The organism is Pseudomonas sp. YQ_6 (genome assembly GCF_043103245.1).
Classification (GTDB): Bacteria; Pseudomonadota; Gammaproteobacteria; order Pseudomonadales; family Pseudomonadaceae; genus Aquipseudomonas; species Aquipseudomonas alloputida.
The window spans coordinates 1-25,074 of the sequence record NZ_JBICJR010000002.1 but is presented as its reverse complement, the minus strand read 5'-3'; the positions used below and the strand labels follow the sequence as shown (position 1 = coordinate 25,074).

At 62.4% G+C, this 25,074-nt stretch carries 30 protein-coding genes; 17 read left to right on the top strand and 13 right to left on the bottom strand.

Going from position 1 to position 25,074, the window contains the following annotated elements:
• The first annotated feature begins 162 nt into the window (after positions 1-162).
• Complete coding sequence (locus ACF8FG_RS00160; protein ID WP_014589490.1) at positions 163-972, top strand: helix-turn-helix transcriptional regulator; 810 nt, start codon at positions 163-165, stop codon at positions 970-972.
• An 11-nt stretch (positions 973-983) separates the two neighbouring features.
• Here ACF8FG_RS00160 and ACF8FG_RS00155 read toward each other — a convergent pair whose 3' ends face one another.
• The 3 genes from ACF8FG_RS00155 to ACF8FG_RS00145 are packed head-to-tail and all read right to left on the bottom strand — an operon-like array spanning position 984 to position 3,687.
• Positions 984-1,829 (bottom strand): alpha/beta hydrolase, encoded by an 846-nt coding sequence (locus ACF8FG_RS00155; RefSeq protein WP_014589491.1) that lies wholly within the window; start codon positions 1,827-1,829, stop codon positions 984-986.
• Between the two features lie 8 nt (positions 1,830-1,837).
• Positions 1,838-2,629, bottom strand: coding sequence for a TSUP family transporter (locus tag ACF8FG_RS00150; RefSeq protein WP_014589492.1), 792 nt, complete (start codon positions 2,627-2,629; stop codon positions 1,838-1,840).
• Between the two features lie 17 nt (positions 2,630-2,646).
• Positions 2,647-3,687, bottom strand: coding sequence for a TauD/TfdA family dioxygenase (locus tag ACF8FG_RS00145; RefSeq protein WP_076402483.1), 1,041 nt, complete (start codon positions 3,685-3,687; stop codon positions 2,647-2,649).
• Positions 3,688-3,945: 258 nt separating this feature from the next.
• On the opposite strand from ACF8FG_RS00145, the gene ACF8FG_RS00140 reads away from it, so the two are divergent.
• Both ACF8FG_RS00140 and ACF8FG_RS00135 read left to right on the top strand, forming a co-directional pair.
• On the top strand, positions 3,946-4,830 hold the full coding sequence (locus ACF8FG_RS00140) for a sugar nucleotide-binding protein (protein ID WP_019439170.1): 885 nt from the start codon (positions 3,946-3,948) through the stop codon (positions 4,828-4,830).
• Positions 4,823-5,755 carry an NAD-dependent epimerase/dehydratase family protein gene (locus ACF8FG_RS00135; protein WP_014589495.1) on the top strand — a complete coding sequence of 311 codons (933 nt, stop codon included), beginning with the start codon at positions 4,823-4,825 and terminating at the stop codon, positions 5,753-5,755. Before ACF8FG_RS00140 ends, ACF8FG_RS00135 begins: the two co-directional genes overlap by 8 nt.
• Positions 5,756-5,785: 30 nt before the next feature.
• On the opposite strand, the gene ACF8FG_RS00130 is transcribed toward ACF8FG_RS00135, so the two are convergent.
• Entirely contained in the window at positions 5,786-6,229 is a 444-nt protein-coding gene (locus tag ACF8FG_RS00130; protein ID WP_014589496.1) for a helix-turn-helix domain-containing protein, read from the bottom strand.
• Between the two features lie 103 nt (positions 6,230-6,332).
• Here ACF8FG_RS00130 and ACF8FG_RS00125 point away from each other — a divergent pair, with 103 nt between their 5' ends.
• Positions 6,333-7,538 (top strand): MFS transporter, encoded by a 1,206-nt coding sequence (locus ACF8FG_RS00125; RefSeq protein ID WP_392518581.1) that lies wholly within the window; start codon positions 6,333-6,335, stop codon positions 7,536-7,538.
• Here the strand turns inward: ACF8FG_RS00125 and ACF8FG_RS00120 are convergent.
• The 5 genes from ACF8FG_RS00120 to ACF8FG_RS00100 all read right to left on the bottom strand — a co-directional run bounded on the left by ACF8FG_RS00120 (position 7,526) and on the right by ACF8FG_RS00100 (position 11,509).
• A complete protein-coding gene (locus tag ACF8FG_RS00120) occupies positions 7,526-8,209 on the bottom strand; it encodes an OmpW family protein (RefSeq protein WP_014589498.1) in 684 nt (227 codons plus the stop codon). The two genes, ACF8FG_RS00125 and ACF8FG_RS00120, sit on opposite strands and share 13 nt — an antisense overlap.
• Positions 8,210-8,318: 109 nt before the next feature.
• On the bottom strand, positions 8,319-8,831 hold the full coding sequence (locus ACF8FG_RS00115; RefSeq protein WP_014589499.1) for a DUF3299 domain-containing protein: 513 nt from the start codon (positions 8,829-8,831) through the stop codon (positions 8,319-8,321).
• Positions 8,832-8,957: 126 nt separating this feature from the next.
• Positions 8,958-10,223: an ABC transporter permease gene (locus ACF8FG_RS00110; RefSeq protein WP_019439172.1), complete on the bottom strand. Its 1,266-nt coding sequence runs from the start codon at positions 10,221-10,223 to the stop codon at positions 8,958-8,960.
• Positions 10,223-10,933 carry an ABC transporter ATP-binding protein gene (locus tag ACF8FG_RS00105; protein WP_010951796.1) on the bottom strand — a complete coding sequence of 237 codons (711 nt, stop codon included), beginning with the start codon at positions 10,931-10,933 and terminating at the stop codon, positions 10,223-10,225. The genes ACF8FG_RS00110 and ACF8FG_RS00105 overlap by 1 nt, the downstream gene beginning before the upstream one ends.
• Positions 10,934-11,509: a DUF2796 domain-containing protein gene (locus ACF8FG_RS00100; protein WP_019439173.1), complete on the bottom strand. Its 576-nt coding sequence runs from the start codon at positions 11,507-11,509 to the stop codon at positions 10,934-10,936.
• Positions 11,510-11,639: 130 nt separating this feature from the next.
• Here ACF8FG_RS00100 and ACF8FG_RS00095 point away from each other — a divergent pair, with 130 nt between their 5' ends.
• Positions 11,640-11,984: a hypothetical protein gene (locus ACF8FG_RS00095; protein ID WP_003255407.1), complete on the top strand. Its 345-nt coding sequence runs from the start codon at positions 11,640-11,642 to the stop codon at positions 11,982-11,984.
• 317 nt (positions 11,985-12,301) lie between these two features.
• Here the strand turns inward: ACF8FG_RS00095 and trxA are convergent, their stop codons facing one another.
• The 3 genes from trxA to ACF8FG_RS00080 are packed head-to-tail and all read right to left on the bottom strand — an operon-like array spanning position 12,302 to position 14,312.
• Positions 12,302-13,174 carry a thioredoxin gene (gene trxA / locus ACF8FG_RS00090; RefSeq protein WP_014589503.1) on the bottom strand — a complete coding sequence of 291 codons (873 nt, stop codon included), beginning with the start codon at positions 13,172-13,174 and terminating at the stop codon, positions 12,302-12,304.
• Positions 13,175-13,205: 31 nt separating this feature from the next.
• The gene (locus ACF8FG_RS00085; RefSeq protein ID WP_014589504.1) at positions 13,206-13,862 is read right to left on the bottom strand and encodes a methyltransferase; all 657 of its coding nucleotides are present in this window, start codon (positions 13,860-13,862) and stop codon (positions 13,206-13,208) included.
• Between the two features lie 3 nt (positions 13,863-13,865).
• Positions 13,866-14,312 carry a YbaY family lipoprotein gene (locus tag ACF8FG_RS00080; protein WP_014589505.1) on the bottom strand — a complete coding sequence of 149 codons (447 nt, stop codon included), beginning with the start codon at positions 14,310-14,312 and terminating at the stop codon, positions 13,866-13,868.
• Between the two features lie 106 nt (positions 14,313-14,418).
• On the opposite strand from ACF8FG_RS00080, the gene nrdR reads away from it, so the two are divergent.
• The 12 genes from nrdR to ACF8FG_RS00020 all read left to right on the top strand — a co-directional run bounded on the left by nrdR (position 14,419) and on the right by ACF8FG_RS00020 (position 23,172).
• Complete coding sequence (gene nrdR, locus ACF8FG_RS00075; RefSeq protein WP_003255402.1) at positions 14,419-14,883, top strand: transcriptional regulator NrdR; 465 nt, start codon at positions 14,419-14,421, stop codon at positions 14,881-14,883.
• A 2-nt stretch (positions 14,884-14,885) separates the two neighbouring features.
• Complete coding sequence (ribD, locus tag ACF8FG_RS00070; RefSeq protein WP_014589507.1) at positions 14,886-16,016, top strand: bifunctional diaminohydroxyphosphoribosylaminopyrimidine deaminase/5-amino-6-(5-phosphoribosylamino)uracil reductase RibD; 1,131 nt, start codon at positions 14,886-14,888, stop codon at positions 16,014-16,016.
• Between the two features lie 42 nt (positions 16,017-16,058).
• Positions 16,059-16,724: a riboflavin synthase gene (locus ACF8FG_RS00065; RefSeq protein ID WP_012312508.1), complete on the top strand. Its 666-nt coding sequence runs from the start codon at positions 16,059-16,061 to the stop codon at positions 16,722-16,724.
• Positions 16,725-16,742: 18 nt separating this feature from the next.
• Complete coding sequence (gene ribBA, locus ACF8FG_RS00060; protein ID WP_003255398.1) at positions 16,743-17,834, top strand: bifunctional 3,4-dihydroxy-2-butanone-4-phosphate synthase/GTP cyclohydrolase II; 1,092 nt, start codon at positions 16,743-16,745, stop codon at positions 17,832-17,834.
• A gap of 91 nt (positions 17,835-17,925) precedes the next feature.
• Positions 17,926-18,402: a 6,7-dimethyl-8-ribityllumazine synthase gene (ribE, locus tag ACF8FG_RS00055; RefSeq protein ID WP_003255395.1), complete on the top strand. Its 477-nt coding sequence runs from the start codon at positions 17,926-17,928 to the stop codon at positions 18,400-18,402.
• Positions 18,399-18,899, top strand: coding sequence for a transcription antitermination factor NusB (gene nusB, locus ACF8FG_RS00050; protein ID WP_003255393.1), 501 nt, complete (start codon positions 18,399-18,401; stop codon positions 18,897-18,899). The genes ribE and nusB overlap by 4 nt, the downstream gene beginning before the upstream one ends.
• Positions 18,900-18,917: 18 nt before the next feature.
• Complete coding sequence (thiL, locus tag ACF8FG_RS00045; protein ID WP_014589508.1) at positions 18,918-19,886, top strand: thiamine-phosphate kinase; 969 nt, start codon at positions 18,918-18,920, stop codon at positions 19,884-19,886.
• The gene (locus ACF8FG_RS00040) at positions 19,883-20,386 is read left to right on the top strand and encodes a phosphatidylglycerophosphatase A (RefSeq protein WP_010951803.1); all 504 of its coding nucleotides are present in this window, start codon (positions 19,883-19,885) and stop codon (positions 20,384-20,386) included. Before thiL ends, ACF8FG_RS00040 begins: the two co-directional genes overlap by 4 nt.
• A 16-nt stretch (positions 20,387-20,402) precedes the next feature.
• Positions 20,403-21,146 carry an ABC transporter substrate-binding protein gene (locus ACF8FG_RS00035; RefSeq protein ID WP_014589509.1) on the top strand — a complete coding sequence of 248 codons (744 nt, stop codon included), beginning with the start codon at positions 20,403-20,405 and terminating at the stop codon, positions 21,144-21,146.
• Positions 21,147-21,326: 180 nt separating this feature from the next.
• Positions 21,327-21,944, top strand: coding sequence for a GTP cyclohydrolase II (gene ribA, locus ACF8FG_RS00030; protein ID WP_003255389.1), 618 nt, complete (start codon positions 21,327-21,329; stop codon positions 21,942-21,944).
• Positions 21,941-22,360, top strand: coding sequence for a hypothetical protein (locus tag ACF8FG_RS00025; RefSeq protein WP_014589510.1), 420 nt, complete (start codon positions 21,941-21,943; stop codon positions 22,358-22,360). The genes ribA and ACF8FG_RS00025 overlap by 4 nt, the downstream gene beginning before the upstream one ends.
• Positions 22,360-23,172, top strand: coding sequence for a cobalamin-binding protein (locus ACF8FG_RS00020; RefSeq protein ID WP_144179858.1), 813 nt, complete (start codon positions 22,360-22,362; stop codon positions 23,170-23,172). Before ACF8FG_RS00025 ends, ACF8FG_RS00020 begins: the two co-directional genes overlap by 1 nt.
• On the opposite strand, the gene ACF8FG_RS00015 is transcribed toward ACF8FG_RS00020, so the two are convergent.
• Positions 23,150-25,021 (bottom strand): TonB-dependent receptor domain-containing protein, encoded by a 1,872-nt coding sequence (locus tag ACF8FG_RS00015; protein WP_318077513.1) that lies wholly within the window; start codon positions 25,019-25,021, stop codon positions 23,150-23,152. The two genes, ACF8FG_RS00020 and ACF8FG_RS00015, sit on opposite strands and share 23 nt — an antisense overlap.
• Positions 25,022-25,074 lie beyond the last annotated feature (53 nt).

The following is a 25,074-nucleotide window of genomic DNA, read 5'->3' as shown; positions in this document are numbered from 1 at the left end:
TTCTTATTCTTCGTGTGGAAAGACCAGCGGACGGCAGGCGCACCGCTATTCGTTGGGGCGCATGGTTGGCTATGACAAGAGTGGTTACAATTTCGCGGATTGCTCTGACTTGATGCGACTTGATGCTACAATGGCGTCATTCGCGTCACCTGGACTCCGTATATGAGCGATCACTTCGCCACAAACCTCAAACTTGCCTGTAGCCACTACCGCTCTATTTCCGAAGTTTGCCGCCAGCTGTCGATCAACCGCGCGCAGTTCAACAAGTACCTGAGCGGGCAAAGCCGTCCGACGGCTTTCAACCTGAAACGTATCGGCGACTTTTTCGGTGTCGAGGATTACGAACTGAACCTGCCCGCCGAGCAGTTCGCCCGTCTGATCGGTGCGCGGGTATCGCCCCAGGCCCAGCAGCCCAGTGACCCGATCAGCGAGTTGTTCCGCCCGTTGCACGAACATGGCGGTAACCTTTCGCGCTATTGCGGTTACTACTTCGAGTACTCCAACTGCATGTCGGTGCCCGGCACGATCCTCGTGTCGCTGGTGCACCTGTGGGAAGAACGCGGCCGTTTTCTGTTCGAGCGCCAGGAACGGCAGGAGCGCTCCAGCGCCACCGATCAGCATGCCGAGGTACGCTGCCGCTACCTGGGGGCGGCGTTCCAGCTGCAGGACCGGATGTTCCTCATCGACTACGAGTCGCTGACATTCAACGAAATGAGCCAGACCATCCTCATCCCCAGCTTCAAAAGCCGCATTACCCGGCTGAATGGCCTGAAGGCCGGCGTATCCAGCGGCGACCGGCGCAACCCGGCCTGTACCCGAGTGGTGTGGGAGTACCTGGGCGAGGAGATCAATCGCATCAATGCGTATCGACAGGTGAAACTCTACCGGCCGGATGATCCGCGCATAGATGACGATGTGCGTGAGCGATTGAGCGTGGCGCCATTGCGCAATGGTCTGTTCGAGATCGAGTAATGCTAAACGCCTTAAGCATTGTCGAGGATGAACGTTGCGACCGTGTCGGCAACCTGGTCCGCTATTGCCGGAGTACTGCGCAAATGTGCCGCGATGCCATGGTCGCAGTCGGTAAGAAACAGGCATTGCAAACGTGACGCTGGAACTGCTCGCATCAAGGCGAGGTTAACTTCTTCAGGAATCGGGCTATAGCGTTCAGTGCCGGCAAGCCACAGGTTGCCCGCGCTGGTGCCGGGGCCTTTGCCGAATCGCTGGGAGTTGAGCCCGTCGTACTCACCGATCACCATCAATACTCTTCCGCGAAACTGGTTGAGGAAGGTATAGCTATCGCTCTCCAGAAAACCGAAAGGCTTGTTGATGGCCGCAGTGAATGCCGGGCCGAACGGCGCCTGGTGGGCATGGTCTGGATAAACTGCGGGGCAGATCAATACGATGCTGTCCACTTGTGGCAACTGCGCTGCGAGCTTAAGCGTAATTGCCGCGCCAAGGCTGTGGCCTATTAGCGTTCGGCATTGAGGCGCGATATGCGCATGGAAACGCTGTGCTTCATCAAGGTTCGTAGCCAGTGACGGCGCCATTGCGCCTGGCTCGCTGGCGAGGCTATGACCTGACAGATTGCCAGTGAGTGAACCAATGCCCGCGGCTTGCAGGCGATAAAGCAGGGGGTTGAGCCGGGTAAAGTCGGAACGCGCGCCCCCCAAAACGAATGCGGGAGCTGCGCGCTCGATATCAGGTACCAGCAATCGCGCCTGTTGCTGGTAGTTTCCAAAGACTTCATTGATGAACAGTTCTTTGCCCGGGGCGGGCTCGTCAAACTGCCACTTCACGCGCTGTGGGGAAGCCTTTTGAATGTGCATGGTGCTCTCTAGAAGAACTGGTTGAGCCATTCGCCGAGCGGGTTGCCGGTATCGAGCAGCAGTTTGAGTGCCATGATGCAGCAGACGCTGACCAGCAGCGGTTTTATGAGGCGAGAGCCGAAGCGAACTGCGCAGCGAGCCCCCAATTGTGCGCCCATAAAGGCGGCGAGCGCCATTGCCAGCGCCAGCGGCCAGATGATCGCCCCGCTGAGAGAAAAGACTGATAATGCGCCCAGGTTACAGGCCGCGTTCAAAAGCTTGCTGGTGCATACGGCTTGAATGAGGTGCTGGCCCAAGAGGACCACGCAGGCCAGCATGAAGAACGAGCCGACTCCAGGGCCGAAGATGCCGTCATAAAAGCCAATGATCGGTGCAGCCGTCACGCAGAATAGGCTAGTCGATACCTTTGCCTTGCGCGCTTGTTCATTCGGCTTTGGACTGAAGGCAAAGTAGGCGGCGATCAGGATCAGCAGTGGTGGTACGCACGCCTGCAAAACGCTTTTGGGGACGTAAGTTATCGACAAGGCCCCCAGCGCCCCACCGATAAACGCCATGACAGCCATGGGACTGCCTCGTCTCCAGTCGATCATGCCTTTGCGGGCGAAGGCGCACGTAGCCGAAACCGTAGCCGAAGCTGCCTGGAACTTGTTAGTGGCAATAGCTGCCAAGGGCTCTACACCGGCAATAAACAACACCGGGAGCGTGATAAGGCCACCGCCGCCGGCGATAGCATCAAAAAAGCCGGCCATCAGTGCAACCAGTGCGAGTAGCAGAACAAACGTCAAGTCGATTTCGATCATGGAGTATTTTCCTGTGCTCAACCACGGACCAGCAGCGGGTCTTCAGCGAGCACCAACGGTACGGCGAAGGGGGAGTATCCGAATTGACGGATAAGCAGGCGCCGGTTGTCCTGGACCTTGTCGCGGCCGTGCAAGGCTCGGCTGTTGTTGATCAACAATGCACTGTCAGGTTGCAGGGCAAACGTCAGCGGTTGTGCAGTGCTCAGTGCTTTTTGAAAGGCGTTGAACGCGCGCGCCGCAGCGCTGCAGGCACGTTCATTCAGACTGAAGCGATAGCTGTTGTATCGAACAGAGAAACCGCCATTGGGCTCGAACTGCAGCATTGAAACTGCTTTGCCAGCACTGCCCTGTCCCTGAGCGAAGCAGTCACTGCGTGTGAAGTCGAAAGACTTTGAAGTCAGCGCAAGTGTGTCCAGGCTACTCAAGCGTTCGATGATTTCCCGGAGTGGGAAGACATTCGTAGGTTCATTGGCTGGGTTCCAGCGCGCAGTGAGAATCAGTGCTGAGGGAGCAGGGGAGTGAGCGTTGCTGGCGTTTGTTGAGCAGTTGTAAGGTGCTTCAGTGTGTGGCCCTAAGCGCAAGCCCGCATGCGAGCTGGTTTCAACCTCCAGGCAGGGATCTTCGTCGGGTCGCGGGACGCGGCCACCGCCCTTGAAGTTGCCGACCAGGCGGACCTGTTTGCCATCGTTGTCGATATCGAAGGCGAAACTGCGGTGGCGTACGAGCTCCAGCAGGAGTTGATTGCGCGAGGCAAGGTATTGGCAGCGAGGGCTTTGCGCCAGGGCGGTAATGTCGGGTAGGTATTCTGGTATTGGCTCGTTGGCACAGTGCATCTGCCTGTACATCAAGGCAGATAGATGGCCTTCACTGAAGCGCAGTAGGAGCGCACGCTGTTCTTCACTCAAGGCTTTTTCGAGTTGATCGGCGAATATACGAGCCTGAAGTGCTACTCCTTTAGCCTCCGGTCCACCCAAATCAGCAAGGGTCTGGCTTGCAAAGGTTATGGCCTGGCTTTGTTCTGGGTAGAAATCCAGGTAGGCAGCTTCCGAATGAGGCATTGAACGTTCCTTGTCGTTTTTGTGTGAAACTCCCTGGCCGGCAAGTGGGGAGTCGACTATTCAATGCAGTTATGCCGTGACGTGGTAGTCAGCCCATTCCTCGTATGTCGTAGGAAATTTCTGTCTGTGGCGGTATTGAGCGGTGAAACTGTGGAATCACGCCCTGTGGCATCGAACGGGTCCGGTGTTGGACTTCCCGGGCAGGAAACCGCAAAATGACTCTTTTTTCTCATCAACCTCTCCGGATCTGCTGACTCTATGCGTATGCGCCTAATGCTGTTGGGTGGTGGCAATGCCCTCGGGCAAGCGCTGATTCGTCTTGGGGCCGAGGAGGACATAGCATTCCTGGCACCGCGCCCGCCCGAGAACGGCTGGGCGCCCTCAAGCCTCACTCAGCTGCTCGATGACCATCGCCCCGACGCCCTGGTCAACCTGGCCTACTACTTCGACTGGTTCCAGGCCGAGTCGGTCAGCGAGCAGCGCCTGGCCCAACAGGAGCGGGCGGTGGAGCGGTTGGCAGAGCTGTGCCAGCACCATCAGATCACCTTGGTGCAGCCATCCAGCTACCGTGTGTTCGATGGTTCGCGGGCCACGGCCTATAGCGAAAAGGACGAGCCAGTGCCGCTGGGCATGCGTGGCCAGGCCCTATGGCGCATCGAGCAGAGCGTGCGTGCGGCCTGCCCGCAGCATGTGTTGCTGCGCTTTGGCTGGTTGCTGGACGAGAGCATTGATGGCGCATTGGGCCGCTTCCTGACCCGTGCCGAGCAACCACAGGAGCTGCTGCTGGCCGATGATCGACGTGGCAACCCGACGCCGGTCGATGATGCCGCCCGAGTGATCCTGTCGGTACTCAAGCAACTTGATTGCAATGCGCCGCTGTGGGGCACCTACCATTACGCCGGCAATGAGGCGACCACGCCGCTGGCGCTGGGCCAGGCAATCCTCGCCGAGGCCGGTCAATACCGTCAGCTGGCCGTTCAGGCCCCCACGCCGCAGGCCCATGCTGCGCGCCCGGATGCCAGCGAAGAGCCACAGCACGCGGTACTGGCCTGCAAGAAAATCCTTCATACCTTCGGTATCAAGCCGCGTGCCTGGCGCGCTGGCTTGCCACCTCTACTGGACCGGTTCTACCGCCATGGCTGACGCCCCCATCCTGATCACCGGCGGTGCCGGCTTCATTGGCTCCCACCTGTGCGATGCGTTGTTGGACAAAGGCTACGCCGTACGCATTCTCGACGACTTCTCCACCGGCCGGCGAAGCAATCTGCAGGTCGATCACCCACGGCTGGAACTGATCGAAGGTGATGTTGCCGATGCAGGGCTGGTCACTCAGGCGGCGGCTGGCTGCCGTGCTGTGGTGCATCTGGCAGCAGTAGCGTCGGTTCAGGCCTCGGTCGAAGACCCGGTGCGCACCCACCAGAGTAACTTCATCGGTACCCTCAACGTTTGCGAAGCCATGCGTGTGCATGGCCTGCGCCGGGTGCTGTTTGCCTCCAGCGCAGCGGTGTACGGCAACAATGGTGAAGGGGAGTCGATTTCCGAAGACACGCCCAAGGCGCCGTTGACCCCTTATGCCGTGGACAAGCTGGCCAGTGAGCAGTACCTGGACTTCTACCGTCGCCAGCATGGTCTGGAGCCGGTGGTGTTTCGCTTCTTCAATATCTTCGGGCCACGGCAGGACCCTTCCTCACCGTATTCCGGGGTGATCAGCATCTTCTGCGAGCGTGCTGTGCAGGGCTTGCCGATTACAGTGTTCGGTGACGGCGAACAGACCCGGGACTTCCTTTATGTGGGCGACCTGGTGCAGGTGATGGTGCAGGCACTGGAGCAGCCGCAGGTCGAGGAAGGTGCGGTGAACATCGGGCTGAACCAGGCGACCTCACTGAACCAGTTGCTGGCCGCGCTGGGGAAGGTTGTGGGGAGCTTGCCAGCGATCAGCTATGCGGCGGCGCGATCGGGTGATATCCGCCATTCGCGAGCAGATAACCAGCGGTTGTTGGCGCGGTTCGAGTTTGTGCAAGTGACGCCGATGGTTGAAGGCCTGGCAAAACTTCTCGGTAAAGGCTGAACCCCTCGGGGCTGCTCAGCAGCCCTGACATCACCCATGCCGCACCCTTCTGCGCTGGCAATCTTCGGGATGTAAAACCCGCCCATCCTGGCCACGGACCTGCAATATCTCAAGCGCCTGCCCCGTCACGCCGTCCACCAGCTCCGAACGCGCTTCACCCGCCTCGAACAGAAACCGCTCCCCCCACTGCCTCAAACCAACCACCACTGGAAACACCGACCGCCCTTTATCGGTCAGCACATACTCTTTGTAGGCACTGCCATCCGACGCCGGCTGTGTCATCAGCAACCCACTTTCCACCAACAGCTTTAGCCGCGAGGTGAGGATGTTCTTCGCCAGCCCCAGGTTCTTCTGAAATTCACTGAAACGCCGTAGGCCGTCGAAGGCATCGCGCAGGATCATCAGCGCCCAACGGTCACCCAGCACCTCCAGAGCCCGGGCCACGGGGCACTGCGCATTTTTTTCATCGAGCATGGGGCAAGCCTGTCTTGTTTATCTGGTTGCAGATTAAAACCACATTTGCTAAATAGCCAGCATGTGGTTTCAAATTAAAACCAGATTCCAGAGGCTTTGCCCGATGACACCTTCGCTGACACGCTGGATAACCCTGTTGCTTGCCACCACCAGCGCAATGGCGGTGGCGACGGTGTACTTCGCTCAACCGCTGCTTGAGTCGATGGCTGCTGGGTTGGGGGTGGCGCAGCAGCAGATTGGCTGGGTAGTCGGCGCGACCCAGGCGGGCTACGCCCTGGGGTTGCTACTGATTGTGCCGCTCGGGGACTTGGTCGACCGTAAACGTCTGTTGCTTGGCCAGTTGCTGTTCGCGGCGCTTGCGCTGGTCGGCGTTGGCATGGCGCCGAACTGGGCAATATTGCTGCTGGCTCTGGCGATCACAGGGTTGATGGCAGTCATGGTGCAGGTGATGGTGGCTCATGCGGCGAGCCTGGCCTCACCTGGCCAGCAAGGGCAGGCGGTAGGCACTGTCACCAGTGGTGTGGTGCTGGGCATTCTGCTGGCACGGCTGGCTTCGGGCGGGCTGGCCGACCTGGCCGGTTGGCGGAGTGTGTACCTGGTCGCCGCAGGGCTGTTGATGTTGCTGGCGCTGGTGCTGTGGCGCAGTCTGCCCGGCGGGCAGCCGATGGGGAGCCGGCCGGGTTACCGGGCGCTGATCGTGGCCCAGTTCAGCCTGTATCGGCACGACAGGTTGCTGCGCCAGCGCGGCGTGTTCGGTGTGTTGATCTTCGCCGCATTCAGCGTGCTGTGGAGTGCCATGGTCATGCCACTCAGCGCTGCGCCGCTGACACTGAGCCATACCGAGATCGGCCTGTTTGGCCTGGCAGGTGTGGCGGGCACGCTGGCGGCTTCGCATGCCGGTCGTCTGGCCGACCTGGGACGGGGTGAGCGTACGACCGGGGTGTCGTTGGCCCTGCTGACGCTATCGTGGCTGCCAACAGCGTTCGTCGAACATTCATTGCTGGCCTTCGTGCTGGGTGTGCTGATGCTGGACTTTGCCGTGCAGGCAGTGCATGTCACCAACCAGAGCCTGTTGCTGGCCGGGCGTGGTGCGATGGCTAGCCGTTTGATCGGCGCCTACATGTGTTGCTATTCGCTGGGCAGCGGTTTGGGGGCGGTGTTGGCGAGCTGGGTGTTTGCACACTGGGGCTGGGTTGCGGTGTGTGGGCTTGGCATGGGCATCAGTGCCGCCGCACTGTGCTACTGGCTATGGCTGCAACGCGCGAGGGCGGCCGAGGCCGCCCTGCAATGTTCAGGTCAGAACTTGTAGCCAAGGCCGACCATGTATACCCAAGGGTCGACGTCGACGTCGACCTTGGTCTTGCTGTAGCCAAGGGCGGTCGGGCCGTTGACGCTGGCCTTGGTGTCGATGTCGACGTACCAGACCGAGGCGTTTACCAGCAGGTTGTCGGTCAGCATGTAGTCCATGCCCAGTTGGCCGGCGATACCTACCGAATCCTGCAGCTTGAGGTTGCTGAAGCCTTGTTGCTTGCGTGCGCTGCTCAAATCTTCGTCAAAGAACAGGGTGTAGTTGATACCGACGCCAGCGTACGGCTGGAAGCGCGAATTCGGTTCCATTGGGTAGTACTGCAGCGACAGCGTCGGTGGCAGTTGCTTGATGTCTGCCAGCTTGCCGTCCAGCCCGCCGCCCAGACCTTTTACGCCGACGGTGTGCTTGAACGGGGTAGCTGCCAGCAGCTCCAGGCCGATGTGGTCGGTGAGCATGTAGGCAAAGGTCAGGCCCAACTGGGTATCGCTGTCCAGGGTCGCCTTGGTGCCAGACACCTTGTTACCGTCAAACTTGAGGTCGCCGCTGCTCTCGTTCGGGGCGGTGGTGATGGCGCCTGCGCGCAGGATCATGTCCCCCGCCTGATAGGCGTGGGCGGCAGGGGCGGCGAGCGCAAGGGCCACAAGCGAGGCACCCAGCAAGGACTTGTTCATGGAAGCTCCCAAAGGACGTTATTAATCGAGTAGTCCAATGGTACGGAGCTGGTTAAACAGAAAGTTTGACCCAGCTCAAAGAAGCGTCTTCACGAATTCGAAACAGTTCTCATCTCAGCTCATAAGCGTAGATTTTCTCGGCTTCCATCTGGTAGCCGGCGTCGGCCAACTCGCTACTGGAAGCTCTAACCTGCATCTTTCCCTCGATCCAGTAGGGCTGGTAGAGGTCTTCGATGCGCACGCCCATCTCGCTGAAAATGTGCACGATCTGGTTCGGCGGTGGCGGCGGCACGTGGATGCACGCGCCATAGTAAGGGACCAGCAGGAATTCGGTGGTGCGGCCTTCTTCGCTGACCTCCAGTGGCACGATGTAGCCGGGTAGTTTGACCTGTTGGCCGTCGAGGCTTTTTACCACCGGCGCGTCGGGCGCCTGTTGGCGCGCGGGTGGGGCGGATTCGGCAGACAGGGCGTTGCTGAGCTGTGACATGTCGTGCAGCGGGGTGAGTTGCGGCGGGATGACCGGGGCACCTTCGGGGATCAGGGCGGGCCAGTCCAGCTCCTTGGGTTCGGCGGCCCATAGAGGCATCGCTACCAGCAACAGCAGGGCCAGCAGCATGTGCATTGCCGGCCTCTTCGCGGGCATGCCCGCTCCCACAGGTACTGCACAAGCTCCGAAGCCTGCGGGGCTCCCTGTGGGAGCGGGCGTGCCCGCGAAGCAGGCGGTGAGGTGTTTGATCATTACGCGCACTCAGAGGTGTATGGACAGGCCGTCGGCCAGCGATTGCCGGTAAGCCCGCCACGCCGGCACGCTGCCCATCAGCACCGCGGCCCCCAGGATGATAGCCAGCAAGGTCCATTCATGGGGACTCGGCAGAGCCAGTGGTAAATACAAACCATAGTTGGCCTGCACGTACCCCTGTGCCAGGGCGATACCCGCATATAGCAAGCCAAGCCCGGCCACGATCCCGACCGAGGCCAGTGACAGTGCTTCCAGTACCAGCAACCCCGCAATATGCCAAGGCCGGGCCCCGACCGAACGCAAGATCGCCATCTCCCGGCGGCGTTCGTTGAGGCTGGTGAGAATCGCCGTGAGCATGCCGATCAAACCGGTCAGCACCACGAATAGCGACACTACGAACAATGCCTGTTCTGCAGTGCCCATCAGGCTCCACAGCTCCTGCAGGGCGACCCCTGGCAGGATCGCCAGCAGCGGCTCGCTGCGGTACTCGTTGATCTCTCGCTGCAAACTGAAGGTTGCGATCTTGCTGTTCAGACCAAGCATGAACGCAGTGATGGCGGCAGGTTGCAGGTCCATCGTACGGGCCTGTTCGGCGCTGATGCGCCCGGCGCCACGGGCGGGTACGCCGTTGTGCCAGTCGATATGGATCGCCTCCATGCCGCCCAGGCTGATATGCAAGGTGCGGTCGACGGGGGTGCCGGTGCGCTTGAGTACGCCGACCACGGTAAACGGCTTGTCGTCATGCTTGACCAGACTGATTGCGGCCACGCCGTGGGCCAGCACCAACTTGTCACCCAGCTTGTAGTGCAATGCCTCGGCCACTTCGGCGCCGAGCACTACCTCGAACGGGTCGTTGGCAAACTCACGCCCTTGGCTCAGTTGCAGAGGCTGGCGGCGGCCGTACTGGTAATGGCTGAAGTAATCTGTGGTGGTGCCCATCACTCTGTAGCCACGGTGCGAGTCGCCCAGCGAGATCGGGATTGCCCACTTCACCCGTGGGTCCTGTGCATAGTGCTGGAAGCTGTCCCAGCGGATGTTATTGGTCGCATTGCCAATGCGGAACACCGAGTACAGCAGCAGGTTCACCGAGCCGGAGCGTGCGCCGACGATCAGATCGGTTCCGCTGATGGTGCTGGCGAAGCTGGCACGGGCTTCGGTACGGACCCGCTCAACAGCCAGCAGCAGGCACACCGACAGGGCAATGGCAAAGGCGGTCAGAAACGCAGTGAAGCGGCGGTTGGCCAGGCTGGCCAAGGCAAGGCGGAGCAGGTACATCAGGCCTCCCGGGGCTTGGCGGCGCGGTTCAGTTCGGCAAGCGACAGGTGGCGGTCGAACAGCGGTGCCAGGCTCTGGTCGTGGCTGACGAACAACAGGCTGGCACCGGCGGCCCGGCACTCATCGAACAGCAGGCGGATGAACGCTTCGCGGGTGTCTGCATCCAGTGCCGAGGTCGGTTCGTCGGCAATCACCAGTTCAGGCTGGCCGATCAGTGCGCGGGCGGCGGCGACCCGCTGCTGCTGGCCGATCGACAGGCTGTCGGCGCGGCGGGCGAGCATGGCAGGGTCGCCCAGGCCCAGGTGGGTCAGCAGCGTGCTGGCCGCCTGGTCAACACTGCCATGGCGCTGCTCGGCGCGCGCCTTGCGGCTGCGCGAGAAGCGGCAGGGCAGTTCGACGTTTTCACGTACCGAGAGGAACGGCAGCAGGTTGAACTGCTGGAAGATATACCCTGTGTGATCGACCCGAAAGCGGTCGCGGGCGCCCTGGCTCAGGCTGCCGAGGTCCTGACCGAGCAACTGGATGCGGCCCTGGACCGGCACGTTCACCCCGCCCAGCAGGCCCAGCAAGGTCGTCTTGCCACTGCCGCTAGGGCCCTTGAGGAACAATGCTTCACCAGCGTCCAGGCGCAATGCCGGAATATCCAGCAGCGGCGGGTGACCTGGCCAGGCGAACACCAGGTCATGCAGATCGATCAACGGCTGGTTCATTCAGAAGGCGACCGCTGCCTTGGCCGGCGTGGTTTCCACGCCTTTCTGGCCATTGGGGCCGATCAGTTGCACGTTGATTTTCTGGGTGGCGGGGAAGGCCTTGAACAGCGGCGCCAGGTCCAGCTCTGTCAGTTTGTCGGGGTTGGCGCAAGTCAGCTGATAATGGGCGCCGATGTCGCTGTGCTGATGGCCGTGCTCGTCACCCTCGTCGTCGGCCTTGGAGGCGTCACCGAAGAGAGGGCTTTCCAGTGCCTGCTGGTCTTCCTTGCAGCCTGCGGCGGCGGAAAGGCCGAACAGCTTCAGTGGTTGTTCAAGTTGCTGGCGCACGGCGGCGACTTTGGCCTTGTCGGCATCGCTGCTGGCGGCATGCTCGAAGCCGACCAGGTTCATTGCCGGGCTGTCCAGTTCCAGTTCCAAGGTATTGCCATCGAGCACTGCGTTGAGCTTGGCTACGCCATGCTCGTGGGCGCCGAGGGAGCCGTGGGCATGATCATGGTCATGGTCATGGTCATCGTGAGCATGGGCCACGGCCAGTGGCAGCAAAGCGAAGGGCAGGGCGAGCAGCAGGCGGCGCATGGACGACTCCGGAGCGGGCTGAAAGATCGAGTTATGTTATAACAACTTCTCGGCGTGCCGCCAGCCTGTGTGGCGCATGTTTCATGTTGCGGTAGCATGGCTGCATTGACTTGGGCTCAAGGAATGCATCATGAGAATTCGTGGACAGATTGGTGACTGGCCGGTGGACCTGACCATCGAGCTGACGCCTGAAGAGTGGGCGCAACTGGGGCGGCAGACCGAGGTGCCGATGGTAGCCCAGGCGGCCGCGACAGCTGCGGTGGTCGCGCCGCGCCAAGATGACGGTCAGTGGGCTGCGGCGCGTGATGTGTTGCGTCTGGCAGGACAGATGAGCGGGCCGGAATTGCTGGACCGGCTGGAAGGGTTGGCGGGGAGTACGGCGGCGGGTAAACGGTTGCTGGTGCGCTTGCGGCACAGCAGTGAGGTAAAGGTAGAAAGTGGCGTGGATGCGCCGATGTATCACTGGGTGGGGTGAGTGCTGTTTTCGCTGTTGGAGCCAAGCCTGCGCGCTCGCCTGTAGGAGCGGTTTTACCCGCGAACACCGGCAGAGCCGGTGCCCTCCACCGTGTTGCTTCCTTCGCGGGCATGCCCGCTCCCACAGGTCCAGCGTAGGTTTCAAGGTCACTCGGTACCTGCAGAAGCACCCGTCTTGCTCAAAATCTGAAAAGCCTGCGTGCTCGCCTGTAGGAGCGGGTTTACCCGCGAACACCGGCAGAGCCGGTGCCATCCACTGTGTCGGTTTCTTCGCGGGCATGCCCGCTCCAACAGGTCCAGCGCAGGCTTCAAGGTCACTCAGAACATCGCCGCCGACAGCTTGCGACGATAAACACCAACCAGCGGGTGATCGCCACCCAGCAACTCGAACACCTGCAACAGCGCCTTCTGCGGCAGCCCGTTCTCGTAGCCACGGTTACGCTGGAACAGCTTCAGCAGCCCCTCCAGTGCCGCCTCATACTGCTGGCGCGCCAGTTGCTGAATGCTCAGCTGATAAGCCGCCTCGTCGTCTTGCGGATTCTGCGCCAGACGGCTTTTAAGGTCAGCCACTTCCGGCAGGCTGGCAGCCTGGCGCAGGAAGGTCAGCTGGGCCTTGGCACCGGCCAGTGCAGCTTTGTGTTCGTCAGTCTTGACCGCATCCAGCACCACTTGCGCTTCGCCCAGCTCGCCACGCTCGGCCAGGCAGCGGGCATACAGGATCAGCGCCTCGACATTGCTGTTGTCCTCACCCAGTAGCGCCTGCAACAGCGCTTCGGTTTCGGCAAAACGGCTTTCGGCAAACAGCGCCTTTGCCTGCTCCAGTGGCGCGGCGGTGGGCGCGGCTGGCATTTGTACATGCGGCTCGAGCATGGCGCGGATCGCCGACTCCGGTTGCGCCCCGGCAAAACCGTCCACCGGCTGACCGTCCTTGAACAGCACCACTGTCGGCAGGCTACGGATGCCGAACTGGGCAACCACCTGTTGCTCGACATCGCAGTTGATCTTGGCCAGCAGCAGTTCGCCCTGGTAACCCTCGGCAATCTTTGCCAGCAATGGCATCAGCGCCTTGCACGGCGCGCACCACTCGGCCCAGAAGTCCACCAGCACCGGCTTGTGGAAGGAGTTCTCGATCACCAGTTGCTGGAAGTTGGTATCGGTGGCGTCGAAAATGTAAGGCGTGTCTTGGGTCATCGCGACTCTCGCAAACTCGTGTATGGCTCCACTATAAGGTGTCGCGGCTGGCGTGGTACAGGCTGACCCGGCGGAATTCGTGTGGCTCGGCCAGGTCCGGCAGGGTCAGTGCTTCGAGCACGCCCAATTGCTGGTACAACGGGTGGCGAAAGTCGCGTACCCGCGAGTCGGCCACCAAGGCCTGCCGACCGCGGCTCAGGAAGGCATCCAGCAGCGGCAGGTTGGCGCGGTCGTACAGCACATCGGCAACCAGGATCAGGTCGAAGCGGTCTTCCTCGGCAAAGAAATCGCTGCTGTAGCTTAATGTCACCCCGTTCAGTGCTGCATTCGCACGGCAGGCATCGAGGGCCAGCGGGTCGAGGTCGCAAGCCACCACTTCCCGTGCACCGGCGCGTGCAGCAGCAATGCCGGCGATACCAGAGCCGGCGCCAAAGTCCAGCACGCGCTTGCCTGCCACCCATTCCGGGCGTTCAGCCAGGTAGCGGGCCATTGCCAGCCCACTGGCCCAGCAGAAGCTCCAATAGGGAGGCTCTTCAAGAATGCGCCGGGTTTCTTCGCTGCTGAAGGCGCGATCCATATTCTGGTCGTCGATCAGCCATAGCTTCAGGTCACAGTCGGGCAGTTCGCTGACGATCAGGCGCGCTTCGCCGATCAGGCCGCTGAGGGCTTGTTGCAGGGCCAGCGGCATCACTTAAGGCGCCTTCTCGAAACGCAACGGGCCGGTGGCCTGGGTTTGTGCCTGGGTAATGCGCACCGGGGGCAGGTGCATGATCAGCTGGCCGGAGTTGCTGGCGCGGCCACGCAGTTCGACCCGGGCACCGGGCGGGAAGGCTTCGGGGTTGAAACGCAGGTGGTAGGGCAGCGCCTGGCCGGTGCCGGTCAGGTTGCTGCTGGCCAGCAGGCGCTGCGGGCGGTCGCGTTCGTCGATCACCAGCAAGGCCAGTTCCACCTCGGCACCCGCCGGGATTTCCAGCAAGGTGCCGCTCAGCTCGCGCTGGTAGGCCGGCAGCGGGCCCAGTACTTCGGCCTTGGCCGAGGGGGCGGGCGCGGGCACCGGGTTGTCGGTCTTTGGCCTGTTGCTGCCGCAGGCGGCAAGCAGAGCGGCGCAGCACAGCACGACGAGCGCTCGGTAGTGCATGGGGGAGTCCTTCACGGGCATATTTCCCATGGATGTTAACCCCTTTGGCTTGTCTTGCCAGTGCAATGCGCTACCATGGCCCTCCCTTTTTTTGTTGCCTGCCACCATGCACTGTCCCTTTTGCGGTGCCAACGACACCAAGGTCATCGACTCTCGCCTCGTCGCCGAGGGCGAGCAGGTGCGCCGCCGCCGTGAATGCGTGGCCTGCGGCGAGCGCTTCACCACCTTCGAAACCGCCGAGCTGGTGCTGCCCCGGCTGATCAAGCAGGACGGCACGCGCCAGCCCTTCGACGAAGAAAAGCTGCGCGCCGGCATGCAACGGGCCCTGGAAAAGCGTCCGGTCAGCGTCGAGCGCCTGGAAGCTGCGCTGGCGCACATCAAGAGCCGGCTGCGTGCCACGGGCGAGCGCGAAGTCAAATCGCTGGTGGTCGGTGAAATGGTCATGGCCGAGTTGCGCAAACTCGATGAAGTGGCCTATATCCGCTTTGCCTCGGTGTACCGGCGCTTCCAGGACCTCGACGAGTTCCGCGAAGAAATCGACCGCCTGGCCCGTGAGCCAGCTAAAGAGTGAACATGCCCAGCCAAGCTGCCATCCTTGACGCCCACTACATGGCCCGTGCGCTGGAGCTGGCGCGTAAAGGCCTGTACACCACCCACCCGAACCCGCGCGTAGGCTGCGTGATCGTGCGCGATGGCGAAGTGGTTGGCGAAGGCTGGCACGTGCGCGCCGGCGAGCCCCATGCCGAAGTGCATGCCCTGCGCCAGGCCGGTGAACTTGCCCGCGGTGCTTGTGCCTACGTCACCCTGGAGCCATGCAGCCACCATGGCCGTACGCCGCCGTGTGCCGAAGCGCTGGTCAAGGCCGGCGTGGCGCGTGTAGTAGCAGCCATGCAGGACCCTAACCCGCAAGTGGCGGGGCAGGGCCTGCGGCGCCTGGCCGAAGCCGGAATCGAAGTGGCCAGCGGGGTGCTCGAAGCCGAGGCCCGCGCCCTCAACCCAGGCTTCCTCAAGCGCATGGAGCACGGCCTGCCGTTCGTTCGCGCCAAGCTGGCCATGAGCCTGGACGGCCGCACCGCCATGGCCAGTGGTGAGAGCCAGTGGATCACCGGCCCGGCCGCCCGCTCAGCCGTGCAGCGCTTGCGCGCCCGCTCCAGCGTGGTGCTGACCAGCGCCGCCAGCGTGCTGGCAGACAACGCACGCATGACAGTGCGTGGTGCCGAGCTGGGCCTGGATGCCGAAACTACTGCCCTGGCTCTTAGCCGCACACCCTTGCGCGTGCTGGTCGATGGCCGTCTGCGCCTGTCACTGGCGTCGCCGTTCTTCCAGGCTGGCCCGGCTCTGGTGGTGACTGCTGTCGCAGATGACCCGCGCTATGCCGCTGCCGGCCACGAATTGCTCAGCTTGCCGGGCGACAATGGCCAGGTCGACCTGGGGGCGCTGCTCCACGCCCTGGCCGCCCGCGGCGTCAACGAAATCCTGTTGGAAGCCGGTGCCGGCCTGGTTGGCGCCTTCGCACGGCAAGGTCTGGTCGATGAGTATCAGCTGTTCGTCGCTGGCACCTTCCTCGGCTCTCAGGCCCGGCCGCTGCTGGACTGGCCGATGGACAAGATGAGCGAAGCACCACGGCTGAAAATTACCGAAATGCGCGCAGTGGGCGATGACTGGCGGGTCACGGCCATCCCCCTGCCAGCGCCCGGCGTATAATGCCGGGCTTGCCCCGTGCAAACCGTTTTTGAGGAAGACCCCATGTTCACCGGCATCATCGAATCCATCGGCACCATCCGCAGCCTGACTCCCAAGGGTGGTGACGTGCGCGTCTACGTAGAAACCGGCAAGCTCGACCTGGGGGACGTCAAGCTCGGCGACAGCATCGCGGTCAACGGTGTATGCCTCACGGCCGTAGAACTGCCGGGCGACGGCTTCTGGGCCGATGTCAGCGTCGAAACCCTCAAGCGCACCGCCTTCATCGACCTCAAGAGCGGCAGCAAGGTCAACCTGGAAAAAGCCCTGACCCCCACCACCCGCCTGGGCGGGCACCTGGTCAGCGGCCACGTCGACGGGGTTGGCGAAATCATTTCGCGCAGCGATAGCGCCCGCGCCATCCAGTTCCGCGTGCGTGCACCGAAGGAACTGGCCAAGTACATCGCCCACAAGGGTTCGATCACCGTCGACGGCACCAGCCTCACGGTCAATGAGGTCAATGGCGCCGAATTCGAGCTGACCATTGTCCCGCACACTCTGTCCGAAACCATCATGGCCGATTACCGTGCAGGGCGTCGGGTTAACCTTGAGGTCGACCTGCTGGCCCGTTACCTGGAGCGCTTGCTACTGGGTGACAAGGCCGCCGAGCCGAGCAAGGGCAGTGGCATTACCGAAAGCTTCCTGGCCGCCAATGGCTTCTTGAAATCCTGATTGAGAAGGGGGTGCCGCGTGGCGCTCAACAGCATCGAAGAACTGGTCGAAGACATCCGCCAGGGCAAAATGGTCATCCTGATGGATGACGAAGACCGCGAGAACGAAGGCGACATCATCATGGCGGCCGAATGCTGCCAGCCGGAGCACATCAACTTCATGGCCAAGCACGCCCGTGGCCTGATCTGCATGCCGATGACCCGCGAACGTTGCGAAACGCTGAAGCTGCCGTTGATGGCGCCGCGCAACGGCTCGGGCTTCGGCACCAAGTTCACCGTGTCGATCGAGGCCGCCGAGGGCGTCACCACCGGTATTTCCGCCGCCGACCGCGCACGCACTGTGCAGGCTGCCGCTGCCAAGGACGCCAAGGCCGAAGACATTGTCAGCCCTGGTCACATCTTCCCGCTGATGGCCCAGCCAGGCGGTACGCTGGCGCGTGCCGGCCACACCGAAGCCGCCTGTGACCTGGCGCGCATGGCCGGTTTCGAGCCAAGCGGCGTGATCTGCGAAGTGATGAACGACGACGGCACCATGTCGCGCCGCGCCGAGCTGGAAGTGTTCGCCGCCGAGCACGGCCTGAAGATCGGCACCATTGCCGACCTGATCCACTACCGCATGATCCACGAGCGCACCGTGCAGCGTGTTTCCGAGCAATCGGTGGAGAGCGAGCTGGGTGAGTTCAACCTGGTCACCTACCGTGACGCGGTCGAAGGCGACGTGCACATGGCCTTGACCCTGGGCAAGATCTGCGCCGAAGAGCCGACCTTGGTACGGGTACACAATATGGACCCACTGCGTGACCTGCTGCTGGTCAAGCAGCCCGGCCGCTGGAGCCTGCGCGCGGCCATGGCCGCAGTGGCCGAGGCCGGCAGTGGCGTGGTGTTGCTGCTGGGGCACCCGCTGGACGGCGACGTGCTGCTGGCGCACATCCGCGAAAGCGCTGGCGATGCACCGGCCAAAGCACCGACTACCTACAGCACTGTGGGTGCCGGTTCGCAGATCCTGCGTGACCTCGGTGTGCGCAAGATGCGCCTGATGAGTTCGCCGATGAAGTTCAACGCGATATCCGGATTCGATCTGGAAGTTGTAGAATACGTGCCCTCCGAGTGACTTGAGGCGGCATTGACGCCCTCTGCTCGAGTCCAGACCCCTGTCGAGGCCGCTTGTATGCGGCCTCGCTCTTGAAGATGAGAATATCGGAATGACCCTGAAGACCATCGAAGGTACCTTCATCGCCCCCAAAGGTCGCTATGCTTTGGTGGTTGGCCGCTTCAACAGCTTCGTTGTCGAAAGCCTGGTAAGCGGTGCCGTTGATGCCCTGGTACGCCACGGTGTCAGCGAAAGCGACATCACCATCATCCGTGCCCCGGGTGCATTCGAGATCCCGCTGGTGGCACAGAAGGTCGCCCAGCAAGGCGCCTACGACGCGATCATCGCCCTGGGCGCCGTGATCCGTGGCGGTACCCCGCACTTCGAATACGTGGCGGGCGAATGCACCAAGGGCCTGGCCCAGGTGTCCATGGAGTTCGGTGTTCCGGTGGCCTTCGGCGTACTGACCGTCGACTCCATCGAGCAAGCCATCGAGCGTTCTGGCACCAAAGCCGGCAACAAAGGTGCTGAAGCTGCCCTGTCCGCACTGGAAATGGTCAGCCTGCTGGCGCAGTTGGAGGCCAAGTGATTAGCGACGAAAGCGATCGTTTCAACCCGCGCGATCCAAAACCTGCGGATGCCGGCAAGCCCTCCAAGAGCGCCAAGCGCCGCGAAGCCCGCAAGCTCGCGACCCAGGCCCTCTACCAGTGGCACATGGCCCAGCATTCGCTGAACGAGATCGAAGCGCAGTTCCGGGTGGATAACGATTTCACCGATGTCGACGGTGCCTATTTCCGCGAGATCCTGCATGGGGTCCCGGCAATCAAGGGCGAAATCGACAAAGCGCTGGTGCCTTGCATGACCATCGCACTGGAAGAGCTCGACCCGGTCGAGCTGGCCGTGCTGCGCCTGTCCACCTGGGAGCTGATCAAACGCGTCGACGTGCCTTACCGCGTCGTGATCAACGAAGGTGTGGAACTGGCCAAGGTTTTCGGTGCCACTGACGGCCACAAGTTCGTCAACGGCGTACTGGACAAGCTCGCACCTGCGCTGCGTGAAGCAGAAGTCAAGGCGAACAAGCGCTGATCCTGGCGCTGCCTGGCCATGGGTGAGTTCGAGCTGATCAACCATTACTTCGCCGCAGCGCCCTGTGCGCAGGGCGGCGAGGGCGTGGCGCTGGGTATCGGCGACGACTGCGCCCTGCTGGACCTTCCCCCCGGTGAGCAACTGGCGGTGTCGACCGACACCCTGGTCGCCGGGGTGCACTTTCCTGCTGTCTGCGATCCGTTGCTGCTTGGCCAGCGTTCGTTGGCTGTGGCTGCCAGTGATCTGGCAGCCATGGGCGCGACTGCAATCGGCTTCACCCTCGCATTGACCCTGCCTGACGTTGGCTCTGACTGGCTGGCGGCCTATGCCGACGGCCTTGGTCGCATGGCCCACCGTTGCCGCATGAGCCTGATCGGTGGTGACACGACGCGCGGCCCCTTGAGTATCACCGTAACCGTGTTCGGCCGCGTGCCGGCTGGCCAAGCCTTGCGCCGCAGCGGTGCAAGGCCGGGTGATCTGTTGTGTGTCGGTGGTTCGCTGGGCAAGGCCGCCGGTGCCTTGCCGCTGGTGCTGGGTGAGCGCGAGGCGCCTGCCGCGCAGGCCGAGCCGCTGCTGGCTCATTACTGGTCACCGATGCCGCAGCTTACTCTCGGGGCTCTGCTGCGTGGCAAGGCCACTGCGGCCCTGGACATTTCCGATGGCCTGCTCGCTGATTGCGGGCATATCGCCAAGGCATCCGGCGTGGCGCTGGAGGTGAACCTGGCGCAGGTGCCAGTGTCTCCTGCCTTAGAGGCATTCCTCGGCCGCGAAGCGGCGTTGCAGGCAGCACTCACCGGTGGCGACGACTATGTACTGGCCTTCACCTTGCCGCCCGAAGCGCTGGCGCCCTTGGCTGGCCTCGGTTGCATCGAGGTACATATCATTGGTCGTGTGCTCGAAGGGCAGGGTGTGACCTTGCGCGACTCACAGGGCCAGGACATAACCCCCGTCCAGCGGGGCTATCAACACTTTAGGGAGAGACCGTGACCGATCACCCCAACCAGGTGCCTGCGGAGTTCGTTCCGCCTTCGGTCTGGCGCAACCCGTGGCACTTCATCGCCTTTGGCTTCGGTTCCGGCACTCTGCCCAAGGCCCCGGGTACCTGGGGCTCGCTGGTCGCCATACCGTTCATCCCCCTGTGGCAGTTGCTGCCCGACTGGGGCTACTGGTTGTTGCTCGGCGTGAGCATGCTGTTTGGCTTCTGGTTGTGCGGCAAAGTTGCCAATGATTTACGCGTACACGACCATGAAGGCATTGTCTGGGACGAGATTGTCGGCATGTGGATCACCCTCTGGCTGGTGCCGGAGGGCTGGCAGTGGCTGTTGGCAGGGTTCCTGATGTTCCGCTTCTTCGACATCCTCAAGCCGTGGCCGATTCGCTGGATCGATCGCCATGTGCACGGGGGCGTCGGCATCATGCTCGACGATATCCTGGCCGGCGTGTTTGCCTGGCTGGGCATGCAGGTTCTGGTGTGGGCGGTTGCCTGAAACAGGGAGTGCGTGAATGACCATAAGGACTGTACTGCTGGCAATGCTGCTGAGTATTGCCCCGTGGGTGACGGCTGCCGAGGGCATACCGAAACAGATCCATCTGGTTAGCGAGGAGTGGCTCGACTACACCAACGCCGACGGTACCGGGGTAGCCTGGGATGTGCTGCGCAAAGTGTTCGAGCCGGCCGGTGTCGAGGTAATTACCCAGAGCGCGCCCTACAGCCGGGCGGTTGGCCTGGTCAAACGCGGCGAGGCTGATGCCTGGGTAGGCTCGTACAAGGAAGAGAACGACGACAACCTGTACCCGCGCTGGCACTTCGATATGGACCATATCTATGCCCTGGGGCTGGCCAGCAAACCTGTGCCTACCCTGGAGACCATCGGCAAGTACCGGTTGGCCTGGGTGCGTGGTTATGATTACGGCAGCTACTTGCCCAATGTGCGCGAATTCCGCGAAATCCAGCGTCGCGAGGGCATTCTGCCGATGCTCGAGCATGACCGGGTGGATTACTACATCGACGCACTGACCGAGGTCGACTATGTGCTCGGGCAAACCTCTCAGCCAGAGCGTTTCCGCCGTACCCATGTGGCCGAGTTGCCGTTGTACCTGGCCTTTGCCCGTAACGACCAGGCCAAGGCTCTGTGCGAGCTGTTCGACAAGCGTATGAAGGAGCTGATACGTAGCGGCGAACTGAAGCCGATTTTCGAGCACTGGACACAGCCCTATCCGTTCAGCACGGATAGTCACCCGCACTAAAGCTGTATACACCAAGGTCTGTCGCGGCCCTCTGGGGCAGCGGGCTTGGGTTTGAGCGATGGCTTTTAATAATTATCGAACTTTTCGATCTTAAGCCACTGTATACAGCCAGCCCACATTCCCCAACCTGCTGATACAATCGGCCCACGAGAAATTTCCTACTTACTCCAGGAGCACAACGTGCCCGTCGTCTTTGTTGCCGCCTCTAAACTCCCGACGCCCTTCGCGACCTTCACCATGCATGGCTTTCTCGACGAAGCCACAGGCCGTGAGCATGTGGTGCTCAGCCTGGGTGATATCGCGGACGGCCAGCCGGTATTGGGGCGCCTGCATTCCGAGTGTCTGACCGGCGATGCACTGTTCAGCCAACGTTGCGACTGCGGCTCGCAGCTGGAAGCCGCGCTGCAGGCCATCGCCCGCGAAGGGCGTGGGGTGCTGCTGTACCTGCGTCAGGAAGGCCGTGGCATCGGCTTGCTGAACAAGATCCGCGCCTACGAGCTGCAGGATGGCGGCGCCGACACCGTCGAAGCCAACGAGCGCCTGGGCTTCGCTGCCGACCAGCGTGACTACGCCATATGCCTGCCGATGCTCGAGCACCTGGGCGTCAAGTCGCTGCGCCTGATGACCAACAATCCGCGCAAGGTCAAAGCCCTGACCGACATGAACATCGTGGTTGCCGAGCGTGTGCCGCTGCACACCGGGCATAACCCGCACAACCGCTACTACCTGGCGACCAAGGCCGGCAAGTTGGGCCACATGCTGGGCAACGAACACCAGGGCGAGGTGCCCCAGGCGTGACCCGCGCCGAGGTCAAGCGGCGGCTGGCGCTGGCCTGGTGGCAGTACCTGGCGGTGGGCCTGGTGCCGCTGCCAGTCATGGCTTGGGCCTTTGGGGGCGGTGATGCACTGATCCCGGTGTTGGCCATGCCACTGTTCATCGCCGGTGCGGCCACCATGTTCCTCAGCCTGCCGCGCTTCGGTGCCTACAAGCGCGCACTTATTGCCACCTCAAAGGTGCTCGGTACGGGCGAAGAAGCCACTGCCTGGATCGAACTGGCGCGGGTGCGGCGCATGGCCATGCTGTATGCCTGCTTCCCGGCTTGGGTCGCCGCATTGTCGGTGCTGGTCGGCCTGGAGGCAGTGCCGCAGATCCTCCTCGCATTGTCTACCGTCGTAGTGCTGTACCTCTATCGCATTCCGCGCCAGCTGGGCTGATGCGACTGCTACCTGGCCTGCTGGCGTTGTTAGCCTGCACCGTACTGGCTGCAGAACCGCTACGTGTCGTCAGTCTGGCCCCCTCGATGAGCGAGATCATGCTTGAACTGCAGGCCGACGACCTGCTGGTGGGCGTGCTCGATGGCGGCGAACGACCGGCTGCGCTGCGCCACTTGCCTTCGGTCGGGCGCCAAGGGCAACTGGACATGGAGCGCCTGCTCAGCCTGCGCCCCGACCTGTTGCTGCTGTGGCCAGGCAGCGTGCCGCCGGCCCAGCGCGACCAACTCAAGCGCCTGGGTATCGCCACCTTCAGCGCCGAACCCCATGACATCAGCCAGCTGATCGAGCAGATCGAGGCCATTGCCGAGCGTGTCGGGCGTGCCGAGCAGGGCCATTCATACGCGCGAGCCCTGCGTGAGCGGCTGCAGCAGCTGCGCCAGCAGTATCGGCGTGACGAACCCTTGCAGGTGTTTTATCAAGTCTGGGATCGGCCGTTGTACACGCTCGGTGGCCGCCAGGTGGTGACCGACGCCCTGGCCGTGTGCGGGGCGCGCAATGTGTTCGCCGACCTTGGCCAGCCGGCGCCACAGGTGAATGTGGAGTCCGTGCTGCTGCGTAATCCGCAGGTCATCGTGGCAGCTGATGAGGCGCAACTGGCCAACTGGAAGGCCTGGCCGCAGATTCGGGCGGTTGCTGATGGGCGTCTGCTGGTGGTGCCGGACAAAGGGCTGGAGCGCCCCAGCGGGCAGATGATCGAAGCCACCGCCCGCTTGTGTGCGTTGCTGGACGCTAAAGCGCCGGTGTCCAGGTGATGCTCAAGAGCACAGTGCGGCCCTCTTCGCGGTAAGGGTGATATGCACCCTCATAGCTGTAAAGGGCGCGGCTGTAGCTGCGGTCCAGCAGGTTATCCAGCTTGGCTTCGAGTTTCAGTTCGTCGCTAGCCGCCCAACTGCCGCGCAAACCCAGCAGACCATAGCCACCGATGCGGTTGCGGTTGGCCTCATCGTCATAACTGTTGCTGACCGCCTGCCAGCTGGCACCCACGCTGAAACGCCCGAACTCTCGGTCCAGGTCCAGGCTCAAGGTGCGGCGGGCGCGGCGGGCGAGGGTGTGGCCAGTGTCGCGGTCGCGTGGGTCGATCAGGGCCAGGCCAAGCTGGCTGTGCCAGGCGCCCCACTGCTGCGCCAGCGCCATTTCCACACCATTGATTCGTGCCGAGGCGACGTTACGGGGTATCGAGTCCTGGCCAAAGATGATCGCGTCGCGCAGGTCGGTGCGGTACAGCGAAGTCTCCAGGCGGCTCTCTGCAGTCAGCTGGCTGCGCCATTGCAGCTCGTAGCTTCTGGAGTGCTCTGGGTCCAGGTTCGGGTTGCTGAACTGTGGGTAATACAGGTCGTTGAACGTTGGCGCGCGGAAGCCTTCGCTGTAGGACAGCAGCACATCGTTGTTCGCGTTCAGCGGTACGGTCAGGCTGCCGCTCCAGGTGGTCTGGCCACCAAACTGCTGGTTGCGGTCATGGCGCACCCCCAGCTCAGTGGAAAACTGCTCGCCCCGGTAGCGGTGCTGGGCGAACACGGCACGGTTCCAGCGGCTGTCCTCAGTGAAGTCGGTAGTGCCGTGTACGCGGTCTTCGTACCAGTCGCCACCGATCAGTACGGTGTTCCGTTCGCCGAGGGCCAGGTCGTTCTGCCAGGTAGCCTGATCGCGGTAGGTGTTGAACACGAAGCGCTCAGCGCTGAGCTTGTCGCGTTTGTCGTCCCGGTTCTCGCTATGTGCCAGTTCAAGGCGTGAGTGCCAGGTTTCGGTGACCTGAACGTCAACGTAGCTGCCCAGGCTGCTGACGCTGAAGTCGGTGTAGGGTTGTTGACCGAAGCTCTCGAAGGTCACGGGGTTGAAGCCGCCGAACGGGTTGTCGTACTCGCTGCGACCACGGCTGTCGAGCAGGTTCAAGCCGGCCTCGAAGCGCTCACCGAAGGTGTGGCTCAGGCTCAGGTTCAACGCCTTGTTGCGGTAGGCGTCGTGGTCACCATCGCTGGCGAAGGATGGCCCGGTCGAGTCGATGCCGGCAGTTTCATCCAGGCTGGCGCCAAGGTTGAAGCGGGTCGAGTCGTTGCCGCCAGAAAGCCCCAGGCTGCGTTGGAATGTCTGGTTGCTGCCGGCGGCCATGCGCAGGCGTGGCTGCAGGCCGGGGCCACTGCTGCGTCGAGTGAAGATCTGGATCACCCCGCCAATGGCATCGCTGCCGTACACCGCTGAGCGCGAGCCTCGCAGTACTTCGATGCGCTCGATCTGGTCGATGTCCAGAAACTGCAGGCCGCTGTCGCCCGAGGTGGCGTTGGCAATGCGCACGCCATCGACCAGCACCAGGCTTTGCGCGGCCTTGGTGCCACGGATAAAGATCCCCGGCAGGCTGCCACGGCCACCGGTAGGTGCCACTTGCAGGCCCGGCACGCGGGAGAGCAAGTCGGTGACGCTGGAGGGTTGCAGGCGGTCGATGTCGGTGCGGGTGAAAACCGTATTGGCAGCACTGGTGGCGGTACGCGATTCGACTTGGCGGCTGGCGCTGATCAGCACGTCGGGGAGCTTTAGGGCGTCGTCGCGCTCAGCGGCCAGAAGGAATGTAGGGGCACAGAGAATCGTGGTACAGGCTAATTTTTTCATGGGCAGTTCCAAAGGATTTCCACAGCACTGTGCTGTCCCCGTAGGCGCGGGTT